The following is a 12,998-nucleotide window of genomic DNA, read 5'->3' as shown; positions in this document are numbered from 1 at the left end:
GCGTTGCTGCGCGATCAGCAGATTCTCGGTAGCTGCTCGCCGATGGGCAGGTCCATCACCCGGGTGGCGCCGAACGCGGTTCGAGCGACGACCATGCCGGGGTGGTCGGGGACGCATTCACCGATCACTGCCGCGTTGGCGCCGAACGGGTGCGCGCGCATCGCGTCGAGCACGGCGTCGGCGGTCCGGCGGGGCACGAAGGCGACCAGCTTGCCTTCGTTGGCGACGTACAGCGGGTCGAGGCCCAGCACCGCACAGGCGTTCGCCACCTGCGGCGGAATCGGCACCGACCGCTCGTTGACCACCACACCGACCCCGGCGGCCATCGCGATTTCGTTGAGAGCGGCGGCGAGACCGCCGCGGGTGGGGTCGCGCAGGACGTGCAGGTCGGGGGTGACGGCGAGCATCGCCTCGACCAGGCCGCCGAGCGAGGCGCAGTCGCTCTCGATCTCGACTCCGAACTCCAGGCCCTCGCGCACGCTCATGATGGCCACGCCGTGCAGGCCGATCTCCCCGCTGACGATCACCACGTCACCGGGAGCGGCCCGCTGCGGCCTGATGTCCACGCCGGCCGGGACCAGCCCGATGCCGGCCGTGTTGAGGTAGATGCCGTCGCCGTGACCGGCCTCGACCACCTTGGTGTCGCCGGTGGCGATCTCCACTCCGGCCGCCCGCGCGGCAGCGCCGACGGCCCGCGCGACCCGGTCGACGGCGGCCATCTCCACTCCCTCTTCAAGGATGAAGCCGCAGGACAGGTAGGCGGGCCGCGCGCCGCTCATCGCGAGGTCGTTGACTGTGCCGTTGACGGCGAGGTCCCCGATGCTGCCGCCGGGGAAGAACAGCGGCCGCACCACGTACGAGTCGGTGGAGAAGGCGAGCCGCGCGCCGCCGAGTTCCAGTACGGCGGAGTCGCCGAGGCCTGCGAGGGCAGGGCCGCCGAACGCGGGGGCGAACAAGTTGGCCACCAGCTCGGCGGACATCGCCCCGCCGCCACCGTGCCCCATCACAACCCTGGGGTGGTCGCGCAGCGGCAGCGGGCAGGACCACCCGGAGAAGTCGGGCGCCGAGGGCGGCCCGTCGGGCGCGGTCGCCGGCAGCGCGGTGAGAATCTCGATGTCAGCCAACGAAGCTCGCCTCCTGGGGAGTGGTCGGCGCGCCCAGTCGCCGGTAGAGGTAGTAGGCCGCGCACGCCCCTTCGTTGGACACCATGGTGGCGCCGAGCGGGGTGCGCGGGGTGCAGAGCGTGCCGAAGGCCTCGCACTCGTTCGGCTTGAGTTGCCCTTGCAGCACCTCGCCGGCCCGGCACTGCGCGGGCTCGCAGGTGGTGATCCCGGAGACGTCGAAGCGGTGCTCGGCGTCGTGGTCGCGGTAGCGCGGGGAGAGCCGCCAGCCGCTCTGCGGGATCACTCCGATGCCGCGCCAGGCCCGGTCGGTCACCTCGAAGACGTCTTCCAGCATGGCTCGCGCCGCCAGGTTGCCCTCGGGGCGGACGGCCCGCGGGTAGGCGTTGTCGACTCGGTGCTCGCCGCGCTCCAACTGCCGTACGGTGCGCCGGATCCCCTCCAGGATGTCGAGCGGTTCGAAGCCGGTGACCACGATCGGCACCCGATGGCGCTCGGCCAGCGCCGGGTATTCCTCGATGCCCATCACGCTGCACACGTGCCCGGCGGCCAGGAAGCCCTGCACCCGGCAGTCGGGCGAGGTCATGATGGCCTCGATGGCCGGAGGCACCCGGACGTGCGAAACCAGCATGCTGAAGTTGCGCACGCCCAGCTTCCGGGCCTGGTGGACGGCCATGGCGTTGGGCGGGGCCGTGGTCTCGAAGCCGATGCCGAAGAAGACCACCTCGCGGTCCGGGTTCTCCCGGGCGATCCGCAGCGCGTCGAGCGGCGAGTAGACCACCCGGACGTCGCCGCCCTCGCTGCGGACCCGGAACAGGTCGCGGTCGGTGCCGGGCACCCGCAGCATGTCGCCGAAGGAGCAGAAGATCACCTCGGGCCGGGCTGCGATGGCCAGCGCCCGGTCGATCACCTCGAGCGGGGTGACGCACACCGGGCACCCCGGCCCGTGGATCAACTCCACCCCCTCCGGCAGCAGTTGGTCGATGCCGTGCCGGATGATGGTGTGCGTCTGCCCGCCGCAGACCTCCATCAGCGCCCACGGCCGGGTGACCGCAGCGCGGATGTCGGCCAGCAGCCCGCCCGCCAACTCCGGGTTCTGGAACTCCTCCAGGTACCTCACTGCCGCTCCTCCGTCGCGCCCGTTCCTGCCGCCGCCTCCCATGGGTCGCCGAACTCCTCCTGCAGCAGGCCGAGTTCCGCGAAGAGGTCGAGGGTCTTCCGAGCCGACTCCTCGTCCAGCCGCTGCAACGCGAAACCGACGTGCACGATGGCGTACTCACCGACCTCGAGGTCCGGCAGGTACTCCAGGCACACGTCCTTGACCACCCCGCCGAAGTCGACGACCGCCATCCGCGTCCCGTCCCTTTCCGAGATCTCCATCACCCTGCCGGGCACCGCCAGGCACATCCGTTCTCTCCTCTCAACCCGCGCCCGGGCCGCCGGCCCGGGCGGCCACCATCAGCTGGCCGAGCGCCAGCCCGCCGTCGTTGGGGGGCACCCGGCGGTGCCGCAGCACGGTGAAGCCGTCCTCCCGCAGCCCGCGCGCGCAGGCCGACGAGAGCAGCGCGTTGGCGAACACGCCACCGGTCAGGGCGACCGTGTCCGTGCCCTGCTCATCGCGGGCGGCCCGGCACTGAGCGCGCACCAGCTCGGCCACCGCGGCGTGGAACCGGGCGGCGACCAGGCCGCCGGACGCCCCTCGGGCGAGGTCTGCGACCACGGCGGCCAGCACCGGCTCGGGCTCGCCGAGCAGCACGCTGCCGTCGCGCCGGAACCCGAAGGCGTACCCCTCGGCGGGCCCGTGGGCCAGCGCTGCGGCCTCGAGCTCAATGGCCGCCTGTGCCTCGTACTCGGCCAGCTGGCAGACACCGGCCAGCGCGGACACCGCGTCGAACAGCCGCCCCATGCTGGAGGTCGGCACACAGTTCAACGACCGATCCAACTGGGTTTCGAGTACCGCCAGTTCGTCGCGCGGGCAGGCCCGGACCGGTGCCAGGTCGGCCGACCACGGAATGCCCGCCGCCCACAGGTGGGCGAGCGCCATCCGGTACGGCCGGACCACCGCGGCGTCGCCGCCGGGCAGCGGCACGTACGCCAGGTGTCCGAGCCGCCGGAAGCCGTCGTAGTCGGCGAGCAGCACCTCGCCACCCCAGACGGCGCCGTCGTCGCCGTACCCGGTGCCGTCGAACGCAACCCCGATGACGGGCCGGCTGCCGTCCAGCCCGTGTTCGGCCATGACGGAGGCGATGTGCGCGTGGTGGTGCTGTACCGGCCGCACTCGTGCGTCGCCGAAGGACCGCCGGGCGTGCCGGGCCGACCGGTAGTTGGGGTGCCGGTCCACCGCCAACACCTCGGGCTGGACCCCGGTGACGGCCTCCAGGTGCGCCGTCCCGCGGTCGAAGGCTTCCAGTGTGGCGAGGTCGTCCATGTCCCCGATGTGGCCGGACAGCCAGGCGTAGCCGTCGCGCGCCAGCGCGAAGGTGTTCTTGAGGTCCCCTCCGACGGCCAGCACCGGCCGGACCGGCACGGGAAGCGGCAGCGGCAGCGGCACGTGGCCGCGGGAGCGCCGGACCGGCAGGTGCTCCCCGTCGACCACCCGCACCACCGAGTCCTCGCACGGGACGTGGATGGTCCGGTCGTGCGTCAGCCAGCCGTCCACCAGCGGAGCCAGCCGGTCGAAGGCGTCCTGGTCGTCGGTGACGATCGGCTCGCCGGAGAGGTTGGCGCTGGTCATCACGAGCAGCCCCGGCCCGGGCGGCGCGAGCAGCAGGTGATGCAGCGGGGTGTACGGCAGCATCACGCCGAGGTCGGGGCTGCGGGGCGCGACGGCCTCCAGCGCCGCCACCGCCCCCGGCGCCGAGACTTTCGGGCCCACGCGGCGGAGCAGCACGATCGGCCGGGCCGCACCGGTGAGCAGTTCCTCCTCCACCGGCCCCACCTGCACCAGCCCGGCGAGCTCGGAAAGGTCCCGGGCCATCAACGCGAACGGCTTGGAACCGCGCCGCTTGCGCCGGCGCAGCCGGGCGACGCTCGGCAAGTTCCGCGCGTCGCACGCCAGGTGGTACCCGCCGATGCCCTTGACGGCCAGGATCGCGCCGCCCCGGAGCATCCGGCGGGCCCCGTCGAGGGCGTCCTCGCGGCGGGTCGTCCGGTCACCCGGTACGACGAGGGAGAGTTCGGGCCCGCAGGCGTGGCAGCAGACCGGCTGGGCGTGAAAGCGCCGGTCGGCGGGGTCGGTGTACTCCCGTGCGCAGTCCGGACACATCGGGAAGTCCGCCATGGTGGTGTTGGCGCGGTCGTACGGCAGACCGGTGACGATGGTGTGGCGCGGCCCGCAGTTGGTGCAGCTGATGAACGGGTGCCGGTGGCGGCGGCCGTGGGGGTCGGCCAGTTCGGCGAGGCAGTCCGCACAGGTGGCGGTGTCCGGCGGGACCAGGGAGCGCCGCAGGCCGTCGCCGCAGGAGGGGGTGATGGCGAAGCCGGTCGCGCCGGTTGGCGGCAACGGCGCATGTTCGACTGCGTCGACGCGTGCCAGCGGCGGCGCGTCGCCGGCGACGCGCCGGCAGAACGAATCGAGCGCCTCGGTCTGCCCTTCGATCTCGGCGAGCACCCCTTCGCCGGTGTTGGTGACGGTCCCGGCAAGGCCGAGTTCGGCGGCGAGCGCGAAGACGAACGGCCGGAACCCGACGCCTTGGACGACCCCGCGCACAGCCACCCGCCGCCGCTCCAACCCGGCTGCCGGCGAAGCTTCCTGAGCGGCCTTCACAGGTGCTCCGCGGCAGCACCGTCGTGCGAGTGCGCATCCCCGCGGGAGTGCAGGTGCCCGGGCCCGTTCGCCGACGCTCCCGCCATCACCGGCCGGTGCACCTCCGCACCGTCCAGCACGGCGCACGCCCGGTCCAGCAACTCGCCCACGCCCTGCCCGGTCCGGGCCGAGGTGAACACCACCTCCACCCCCGGGTTGACCCGGGCGACGTTGGCCAGGAACGCCGTCTCGTCGAACTCCACCGCCGCAGCGAGGTCGGCTTTCGTCACCAGCACCAGGTTGGCCAGCCCGAACGCGGTGGGGTACTTGAGCGGCTTGTCCTCGCCCTCGGTGACCGAGGCGAGCGCCACCCGCAGCGTTTCGCCGAGGTCGTACGAGGCCGGGCAGACCAGATTGCCGACGTTCTCCACGAACAGCAGCCGGGTGCCGGCGGGCAGCCAGCCGGCCAGCTGCCCGGTGAGCATCTCGGACTCGAGGTGGCACAGCCCGTCGGTGAGCACCTGCTTCACCGGCACGCCCGAACGGGCCAGCCGCAGTGCGTCGTTCTCCGTCGCGAGGTCGGCGGTGAGGGCGGCGACGGCAATCCCGCGGTCCCGGGCCAGGCAGAGTTCGGCCTCGAGCAGCGCGGTCTTCCCGCTGCCGGGGCTGGAGAGCAGGTTCACCGCGACGGTGCCCTGGGCGGCGAGCCGGGCGCGCAGGGCGCGGGCACCGTCGTCGTTCCGGGCCAGGACCGCCTGCCGGAGTTCCACCGTACGACACATGGGAGTTCAGCCTTCCTGTCGGGCTCCGGCGCCCGCCGGGCGCTCGGCCCGTTCAACGCCGATGATCTGCAGCTCGCGGCCGGCCAGCAGTTCGACGCCGGCGCCGGCGCAGTTCGGGCAGCCGAGGTCGGGCGGCATACCGACGGACCATTCGGTTTCGCACCCGAGGCACCTCGCGCGGGCCGGCACCGTCTCGGTCTCCAGGACCGCGCCTTCCAGCAGCGTTCCGGCGCAGGCCAGTTCGAAGCAGAACTCGAGAGCCGAGGGCACCACGCCGGCCAGTTCGCCGACCTGCAGCCGCACCAGGACGACGGCCTCCACCCCGTGCTCGCGCGCCGCGGCGTCCACCTGTTCGACGACTGCCGCCGCGATCGACATCTCGTGCATGGGCCCCGTTCCCGCTGCTGGGAGGCAACAAGGCTTCATTGAAGAGCGCGGCGGCGGCAGCGGCTCGGAGCCGCACCGCCGCCGCGCCGGGGGGCTACGCCGTTCGCAGCAATCCGCGGCTCACATCCGGCTGATCCTCACGTACCGCTTCACGTCGTCCAGGTTCTGCCAGATCACCGCCGCCACGGCCGTCACGACGGCCGCACAGAGCAGCTTCTTCACCATGCCGTTGTCCCTCTCTCCACTTGCAGGTCCGCCTTCGCGCCCGTCGGCTCCTCCGCGCCGACGATCCGCAGAACCACCCGGACCGCCTCCTCGACGGCGGCGGCAACCGGTGTGCTCAGGCCGATTCCCTCGTCCAGCGACTCCGGCTCGCAGCCCACCACGAGCACCCGCTCGGGCAGAGTGCCTCCGGTACCTGCGGCCAGGGTGCCGAGCAGCGCGAGTACTGCGTCGGGTCCCATCCGGTGCCCGTCCAGGACGGGCACCTCGACCGGGCCGGCGTCCGGTTCGATCAGGTAGACAGTGCCCGGCCCGCCGCCTCGCGCGGTGGCGTCGACCAGCACCAGCAGCCGGTAGCCGTCCAGGGCCTGGTATGCGAGGTGGACGCCGCGCACGCCCACGTCGAGCAGTTCGACGCCGTCCGGCAGCGGGTGCTCCCCCAGCCGCCGGACGGTCTCCACCCCGAACCCGTCGTCGCCGAGGAGAATGTTGCCGACCCCGGCGACCAGGACGCGGCCCGTGCTCATGGCTCCTCCAACAGGGCGATCTCGTCGGGCTGGAAGTAGCGGAAGCGGCCCTGGGCCCGCCACAGGTCCGCGCCGGGGTCGTCCTCCACCGTCACGGCGAGGTGGACCGAGCCGTCCACGTCGTGCAGCACGGCCTCGACGAGGGCGGTCCGCCCGTCCAGGAACAGGTCCTGCGCGTCGGTGCGCCGCCGCCCGGGCCTGAGCACGACCCGGCTGCCCGCACCGACCTGCCGGCCGTTGACAACGACCCGGTCGTGTTCCGGGTCGGTCTCGGGGTCGTCGCCCGGATCCCACCACGGCCGGCCGGGCACGTTCCCGGTGATCTCGCGCAGGCCTCGGACGGCGCCGTGCAGGCGTTCCAGCACCTCCGACGGCATCGAGTCGGCGAGGTCGATCACTGCGCCGGCCCGCTCGTCGGTACCGCGGGCCTCGCGCTTCTCACGGTCGGTCAGGGCGGCGGTCCGCAGTGCGAGAATCTCGTCGATCTCGGTCGCGTCGTAGAGCGCGCCGGGGCTCTCGGGGGCGATGCTCGGGTGGTCCTCCAGGATGATCGGCGAGGAGAGCAGCACCCGGCAGCGCCCGGGCGGCCCGGCGAGGACCGGCCAGGTGTGCTCGTTGCGGCACTGCGCGACCGCCTCCCTGGCCCACTCGGGCGGGTCGGTGACCGACAGGAAGGAGCCCCGATCGAGCCCCAGCAACAGGTGCGCCGAGACGAGTGAGTGCTGCAGCGCCGCCTCCCGCCCGTCTGCCGGCGCCGCCGTCCGGACGGTGGTGTTCTCCACCACGACGGTCAGCCGCTGGGCCGCGTACGGTCCCGGGACCGCGCAGGCCGTCAGCCTCAGCACGCCCTCGACCGACTCCCGTCGCCGGACCAGCCGTCCGATCAGCACGTCTTCCTCATAGAGGATTTCGATGTCCTCGCCGGCCAGGAGGTGGAACGGGTGCACTACCCCCTCGGCCGGCTCCGTGACCGGGAGCAGTAGCTCGATGCGCTCCTCGACGCCTTCGTCCCACGGCACCAGCACCCGGTCGGCAAGCTCCAACTCCTCGACCGGCTCGAACCCGCCGCCGGGCAGGGCGCGTTCGACGGTGCGGCGCTGAGCCCGCAGGAAGCGCAGCTCCACGGCCAGTCGGTCGCCGGGGCGCGGCTCCATCAGGCACTCGGTGCGCTGGTGGGAGTGCTCGCCGCTGTCCTCGCCCCAGCCGGGCGGGACGAGCACGCCGAACTGCCAGCGGAGCCGGTTCTTGGCGGCCGAGGCGCGGTAGGGGTACAGCACGTACCCCTCGAAGAGCACGGCGTCGGCGATCTGCCGGGCCTGCGCGAATCTGCTGTCGAACTCCTCGGTCAAGGCGGTCACCGGGCGGCGTCCTCGAGCTCGGTGGCGGTCAGCAGTTCCCGCACGGTGGCCTCCCAGGAGGGCAGGGCGCGGCGGGAACGGTAGGCGAGCAGCGCGTCCATCACGTCCTCGGGCAGCCGCAGCCAGCCGCAGCCGGGGAAGTGCCGGTCGATCGCCTCCCGCCACACCGCGACGGGCATCCGCACCGAGGCCTCCCGGTCCCACGGGACCGGGGTGACCTGGAACCCGCGGGGCCCGGCGAACGCGGTGCCCGAGAACAGAAGCAGCAACGGGACCTCCCCGCCGTCCAGCGCCCTGAGGTAGCGGGCGGACGCGACGTCCATGTCGTAGGTGCACGGCACGGGCAGGTCCACCTCGGTCTCGCCGGTGAACCCGGGGACCATCAGCGGCACCTGGGCGAGCTGGACCGGGTTGAGCGTCGTGCCCCAGCGGGAGCGCTCGCCGAACAGGTCGGCGAGCCGCTCGCCCTCCGCCTCGCCGTAGCCGCGGCGGGCGGGTTCGATGCGAAGCTGGCAGCGGAGCGCGAGGGCGTGCACCCGGGCAGCAGCGGGCGCGGTGATCCGCAGCCGGAAGACGAGCGTGGGCCCGGCGGCGTGCGGGTCGGTCGTCACGCCGGTACAGGCGAAGCCGAGTTCGGTCATCGGGAGACCTCCGCCGCCAGCGGCCTGGCGCGCTCGTCGAGCCGGGCGAAGAAGGCGTCGAGTTCGGCCCGGGCCTCGGCGCCGCCGTCGAACCCCCGCCAGCAGCGCCGCAGCCGGCCGACCAGTTCGTAGCAGGTGTCGATGGGCACCAGGTGGCAGTGGACGCCGTCGTCGGTGTGCCGCAGCAGCAGCGCCTCGACGTCCGGCTCCAGGACGGCGGCGAGCCTGCTGCCGTCGAGGGCGCTCTGCCAGGCGGCCTCGTCCGGCTCGCTCTCGGTGGCACCGGCCGGGCCGGGGTAGAACACCACCAGTCGGTCCTGCCTGGCGTTGCGGAACAGGAAGGCGGTCCCGACCGGGATGCCGAGCGCCGCCCAGGCGTCCTCGCCGATCCGGTGGTCCGGGTCGATCAGGTGGCGGTCGGGGACACTGCGGTAACGGCCGCCGGCCGCGCCCGGCTGCTGGAAGAGCAGCCCGCACGCGGTGCAGACGCAGGTCAGGGCCTGTTCCTCGGTGTCCACCAGGTGCCGGTGGTGCTGCGGAACGCGCTGGCCGCAGAAGGTGCAGCGCTCGGGCTGCGGAGGGGCCGGTTCGCGCAGCCGGCGCAGCAAGGCAGTGCCGAGCCTGTCGAGTCGACGGATGCTCACCGTGCCTCCGCCGGGCGGGGCGGGCGGGCGGAGATCTGCAGCAACTGCGGGGCCTGTTCCAGCTCAAGCGCCGTCACCTCGGGTGCGTGGCAGGCGAGAACGGTCTCGATGTCCTGCTCGGAGCAGCCGCAGCCTCCTCGGGTGCGGCGGAGCCGGGCGGTGCCGGTGGCGGGTTCGTAGCCGGACAGTTCGATCGGCTCGGCGAGGGTGGCGAGCGCCCGGCGGATACGGGCGGTGGCGTCCTCGGGGTGCAGGTCGTGCAGGACGAGCAGTCCGGCCACCACCGGGTCGTCCAGCAGCCGGTCCAGCGCGGGCGGCGGCACCGCCCGGACCAGTCGGGTGAGGCCGTCGCCGTACATCTCCATCAGCTCGCGCACCAAGTGCTCGCCGGTCTCCTGCGCGCCGTACGCGGCGAGCCGCTCCAGCGCTTCCTGGACCCGTTGCCCGGTCTGCTCCGCCGTCATGCGAGCCCGCTCAGGCCGGTGGGCACGTGCATCTGCTGCACGGTCTTGCCGCCGCCCACGTACATGTGGACGCCGCAGGGCAGGCAGGGGTCGAAGCTGCGGACGGCCCGCATGATGTCGATGCCCTTGAAGTCGTCCGGGGAGTTCTCCTCGAAGATCGGCGTGTTCTGCACCGCGTCCTCGTACGGGCCGGGCGTGCCGTAGCTGTCGCGGACGCTGGCGTTCCACGGGGTCGGCGGGTACGGGTGGTAGTTGGCGATCTTGCCGTCCCGGATCACCATGTGGTGCGAGAGCACACCGCGGACCGCCTCGGTGAAGCCGCAGCCGATCGACTCGTCCGGTACCTCGAAGCGCTCCCAGGTCTGGCTGCGGCCGGCGCGGACCTCCTCCAGCGCCTTCTCGGCGAAGTGCAGGGCCGCGGCGGCCGCGTAGGCCTGGAAGTAGGTGCGGGCGCGGTTGCGCTCGATGGCGTTGCTCCACTGCGGGATCTTCCACTCGAAGGTGGTCTCCGGCTTGGTCATCGAGCGCGGCAGGTTGATCACCACGCTGTGGCCGGTGGCCTTGACGTAGCCGATGTCGACCAGCCCGGACAGCGCGGTGGACCACAGCCGGGCGATCGGGCCGCCGCCGGTGTCGAGCGCCAGGTGATCCTTGCCGTCGAACCAGCGTGGGGACATCACCCAGCTGTACTTGTCGTCGAAGTTGCGCTTCTGCGGCTGCGGGATGGTGTGCTGGTTCCACGGGTGGCGCGGGTCGACCGGGTTGCCGAGCGGGTCGTGGGTGACGAACAGTTCCTTGCCCTGCCAGTCCTCGTAGTAGGAGCTGCCGAGCAGGATCCGGATGCCGAGGTTGATCTCGGTGAGGTCGTTGGTGACCAGTTTGCCGTCGACCACGACGCCGGGGGTGACGAACATCCGCCGGCCCCAGTCGGTCATGTTGCGGTAGGTGAAGTCGCAGTGGTCCGGGTCGTTGAGGCTGCCCCAGCAGCCGAGCAGGACGCGCCGCCGACCGACCTCCTCGTACCCGGGCAACGCCTGGTAGAAGAAGTCGAAGAGGTCGTCGTGGAGCGGCACGACCTTCTTCATGAACTCGACGTAGCGCATCAGCCGGGTCAGGTAGTCGGTGAACAGCTGGACGGTGGCGACCGTGCCGACACCTCCCGGGTAGAGCGTGGAGGGGTGCACGTGGCGCCCTTCCATCAGGCAGAACATCTCCCGGGTGTAGCGGCTGACCTGCAGCGCCTCACGGTAGAACTCACCCTCGATCGGGTTGAGCGAGCGCATGATGTCGGCGATGGTCTTGTAGCCGTGCTCGCCGGCGTGCGGCGCTTCCGTGCGCTCGGCCAACTCCAGCACGCCGGGGTTGGTCTCGCGAACCATCTTCTCGCAGTAGTCGACCCCGACCAGGTTCTCCTGGAAGATGTTGTGGTCGAACATGTACTCGGCGGCCTCGCCGAGGTTGATGATCCACTCACCGAGGTGCGGGGGCTTCACGCCGTACGCCATGTTCTGGGTGTAGACCGAACAGGTGGCGTGGTTGTCGCCGCAGATGCCGCAGATCCGGCTGGTGATGAAGTGCGCGTCGCGCGGGTCCTTGCCGCGCATGAAGACGCTGTAGCCGCGGAAGACCGATGAGGTGCTGTAGCACTCCGCCACCCGCTTCTGCTTGAAGTCGATCTTCGTGTGGATGCCCAGGCTGCCCACGATCCGGGTGATCGGGTCCCAGGACATCTCCACCAGGCCGCTGCCGTCCCCGGCCGCCTTGGTCATCGGTGCCATCGTGTCTGTCGTGCCCTTCTGAAGGGGTGGGAGGAGCGGCGGGCGGGCCGCCACGCGGGTGCGCGGCGGCCCGCCGGGTCACCACGGGGCGCGGTAGCCGGTCGTGAGCTTGCGGCCGGTGCGGCGCCACTTGGGTTCCTTGTCGAGGGTCTTGAGGGTGATCGCACGCAGCCGCCGGATCACCGAGCCGTACGCGGAACTGGCCGCCGTGGAGACGGTCGAGCCGGGAGGCGGGTCCATGAACGGCATGAACTTGTCAGGAAATCCGGGCATCGTGCAGGCGATGCAGATGCCGCCGACGTTCGGGCAGCCGCCGACCCCGTTGATCCAACCGCGCTTGGGGACGTTGCACTTCACCACCGGGCCCCAGCAGCCGAGCCGCACCAGGCACTCCGGCGTGCCGTAGTCGGTGGCGAACTGCCCCTGTTCGTAGTAGCCGCCGCGGTCGCAGCCCTCGTGCACGGTGGCACCGAACAGCCAGGCGGGGCGCAACTTGTCGTCCAGCGGGATCATCGGCGCCGAGCCGGCCAGCTGGTAGAGCAGGTACGTCAGGGTCTCGGCGAAGTTGTCGGGCTGGATCGGGCAGCCGGGCACGCAGACGATCGGCAGCCCCGCCTTGGACTTCCAGTCCCACCCGAGGTAGTCCGGCACACCCATCGCACCGGTCGGATTGCCCTCCATGGCGTGGATACCGCCGTACGTGGCACAGGTGCCGATCGCGACGACGCCGGTGGCCTTCGGGGCGAGCCGGTCCAGCCACTCACTGGTGGTGATCGGCTGACCGGTCTCCGGGTCGTCGCCGAAGCCGCACCAGTAGCCCTCCTCCTTGATCTCCTCGTTGGGGATGGATCCCTCGACCACCAGGACGAACGGGTCGAGTTCGCCTCGGTCCGCCTTGAAGAACCACTCAACGAAGTTGTCGGCGCCCTGCACCGGTCCGCACTCGAAGTCGATGAGCGGCCAGTGGACGGCGACCTTCGGCAGGCCCGGCAGGGCCCCCGTGACGATCTCCTCGATGCTCGGCTGCATGGCGGCCGTCAGAGAGACCGAGTCGCCGTCGCAGCTGAGCCCCGCGTTGATCCAGAGAATGTGCACCACGTCGGTGTCGGTGGCACTCGTTGTTGCAGCACCCATGAGGATGCCTCCTCGGAGCCGGGAGAGCCGGACACGATGGCTCAGAACCGTCTTAACAGCGGTTGGCCCGGCACGCCGGTCCACAGGGCCGTACGGAACATCCGATGGGCCGCAGACCAGGTCCGCCATTCGGCTCAACACACCGCCGCTCGGGAGCGAAGAACTGGCGGCGCATCACCGCCAGCTCCTCGGCAC

The 12,998-nt window shown here is 71.9% G+C and carries 14 protein-coding genes; all 14 read right to left on the bottom strand.

Features of this window, described 5'->3' with window-relative positions:
* Positions 1-14: 14 nt before the first annotated feature.
* A complete protein-coding gene (gene hypE, locus ACFYST_RS00205) occupies positions 15-1,124 on the bottom strand; it encodes a hydrogenase expression/formation protein HypE (protein WP_387858763.1) in 1,110 nt (369 codons plus the stop codon).
* Positions 1,117-2,241 carry a hydrogenase formation protein HypD gene (gene hypD, locus ACFYST_RS00200; RefSeq protein WP_387858762.1) on the bottom strand — a complete coding sequence of 375 codons (1,125 nt, stop codon included), beginning with the start codon at positions 2,239-2,241 and terminating at the stop codon, positions 1,117-1,119. Before hypD ends, hypE begins: the two co-directional genes overlap by 8 nt.
* Complete coding sequence (locus ACFYST_RS00195) at positions 2,238-2,528, bottom strand: HypC/HybG/HupF family hydrogenase formation chaperone (RefSeq protein ID WP_189272948.1); 291 nt, start codon at positions 2,526-2,528, stop codon at positions 2,238-2,240. The genes hypD and ACFYST_RS00195 overlap by 4 nt, the downstream gene beginning before the upstream one ends.
* A gap of 13 nt (positions 2,529-2,541) precedes the next feature.
* A complete protein-coding gene (gene hypF / locus ACFYST_RS00190) occupies positions 2,542-4,836 on the bottom strand; it encodes a carbamoyltransferase HypF (protein WP_387858761.1) in 2,295 nt (764 codons plus the stop codon).
* Between the two features lie 47 nt (positions 4,837-4,883).
* Complete coding sequence (gene hypB, locus ACFYST_RS00185) at positions 4,884-5,648, bottom strand: hydrogenase nickel incorporation protein HypB (protein WP_387636545.1); 765 nt, start codon at positions 5,646-5,648, stop codon at positions 4,884-4,886.
* A gap of 6 nt (positions 5,649-5,654) precedes the next feature.
* Positions 5,655-6,035, bottom strand: coding sequence for a hydrogenase maturation nickel metallochaperone HypA (gene hypA, locus ACFYST_RS00180; RefSeq protein ID WP_387858760.1), 381 nt, complete (start codon positions 6,033-6,035; stop codon positions 5,655-5,657).
* Positions 6,036-6,155: 120 nt separating this feature from the next.
* Complete coding sequence (locus tag ACFYST_RS00175; RefSeq protein WP_380330774.1) at positions 6,156-6,260, bottom strand: DUF6893 family small protein; 105 nt, start codon at positions 6,258-6,260, stop codon at positions 6,156-6,158.
* On the bottom strand, positions 6,254-6,784 hold the full coding sequence (locus ACFYST_RS00170; protein ID WP_387858759.1) for a hydrogenase maturation protease: 531 nt from the start codon (positions 6,782-6,784) through the stop codon (positions 6,254-6,256). The genes ACFYST_RS00175 and ACFYST_RS00170 overlap by 7 nt, the downstream gene beginning before the upstream one ends.
* Entirely contained in the window at positions 6,781-8,142 is a 1,362-nt protein-coding gene (locus ACFYST_RS00165; RefSeq protein WP_387858758.1) for a hypothetical protein, read from the bottom strand. The genes ACFYST_RS00170 and ACFYST_RS00165 overlap by 4 nt, the downstream gene beginning before the upstream one ends.
* Positions 8,139-8,783 carry a DUF6084 family protein gene (locus tag ACFYST_RS00160; RefSeq protein WP_380478241.1) on the bottom strand — a complete coding sequence of 215 codons (645 nt, stop codon included), beginning with the start codon at positions 8,781-8,783 and terminating at the stop codon, positions 8,139-8,141. Before ACFYST_RS00160 ends, ACFYST_RS00165 begins: the two co-directional genes overlap by 4 nt.
* Positions 8,780-9,427 (bottom strand): DUF5947 family protein, encoded by a 648-nt coding sequence (locus tag ACFYST_RS00155; RefSeq protein ID WP_387858757.1) that lies wholly within the window; start codon positions 9,425-9,427, stop codon positions 8,780-8,782. The genes ACFYST_RS00160 and ACFYST_RS00155 overlap by 4 nt, the downstream gene beginning before the upstream one ends.
* On the bottom strand, positions 9,424-9,891 hold the full coding sequence (locus ACFYST_RS00150) for a thioredoxin (protein WP_387858756.1): 468 nt from the start codon (positions 9,889-9,891) through the stop codon (positions 9,424-9,426). The genes ACFYST_RS00155 and ACFYST_RS00150 overlap by 4 nt, the downstream gene beginning before the upstream one ends.
* On the bottom strand, positions 9,888-11,669 hold the full coding sequence (locus tag ACFYST_RS00145) for a nickel-dependent hydrogenase large subunit (RefSeq protein WP_387858755.1): 1,782 nt from the start codon (positions 11,667-11,669) through the stop codon (positions 9,888-9,890). Before ACFYST_RS00145 ends, ACFYST_RS00150 begins: the two co-directional genes overlap by 4 nt.
* A gap of 78 nt (positions 11,670-11,747) precedes the next feature.
* The gene (locus ACFYST_RS00140) at positions 11,748-12,803 is read right to left on the bottom strand and encodes a hydrogenase expression protein HypE (protein WP_387858753.1); all 1,056 of its coding nucleotides are present in this window, start codon (positions 12,801-12,803) and stop codon (positions 11,748-11,750) included.
* Positions 12,804-12,998: the final 195 nt, after the last annotated feature.

Source organism: Kitasatospora sp. NPDC004614, assembly GCF_042873675.1.
In the GTDB taxonomy this organism is placed as follows: domain Bacteria; phylum Actinomycetota; class Actinomycetes; order Streptomycetales; family Streptomycetaceae; genus Kitasatospora.
The sequence above is the reverse complement of the archived record's forward strand: the minus strand, read 5'-3'. Positions and strand labels throughout refer to the sequence as shown.

What these genes read in the sequence shown, in the direction of transcription:
- ACFYST_RS00195 (WP_189272948.1), bottom strand. Translation starts at nt 2,528, where the DNA reads ATGTGCCTGGCGGTGCCCGGCAGGGTGATGGAGATCTCGGAAAGGGAC.
- ACFYST_RS00170 (WP_387858759.1), bottom strand. Translation starts at nt 6,784, where the DNA reads ATGAGCACGGGCCGCGTCCTGGTCGCCGGGGTCGGCAACATTCTCCTC.
- ACFYST_RS00160 (WP_380478241.1), bottom strand. Translation starts at nt 8,783, where the DNA reads ATGACCGAACTCGGCTTCGCCTGTACCGGCGTGACGACCGACCCGCAC.
- hypA (WP_387858760.1), bottom strand. Translation starts at nt 6,035, where the DNA reads ATGCACGAGATGTCGATCGCGGCGGCAGTCGTCGAACAGGTGGACGCC.
- ACFYST_RS00150 (WP_387858756.1), bottom strand. Translation starts at nt 9,891, where the DNA reads ATGACGGCGGAGCAGACCGGGCAACGGGTCCAGGAAGCGCTGGAGCGG.
- hypB (WP_387636545.1), bottom strand. Translation starts at nt 5,648, where the DNA reads ATGTGTCGTACGGTGGAACTCCGGCAGGCGGTCCTGGCCCGGAACGAC.
- ACFYST_RS00145 (WP_387858755.1), bottom strand. Translation starts at nt 11,669, where the DNA reads ATGGCACCGATGACCAAGGCGGCCGGGGACGGCAGCGGCCTGGTGGAG.
- ACFYST_RS00175 (WP_380330774.1), bottom strand. Translation starts at nt 6,260, where the DNA reads ATGGTGAAGAAGCTGCTCTGTGCGGCCGTCGTGACGGCCGTGGCGGCG.
- ACFYST_RS00140 (WP_387858753.1), bottom strand. Translation starts at nt 12,803, where the DNA reads ATGGGTGCTGCAACAACGAGTGCCACCGACACCGACGTGGTGCACATT.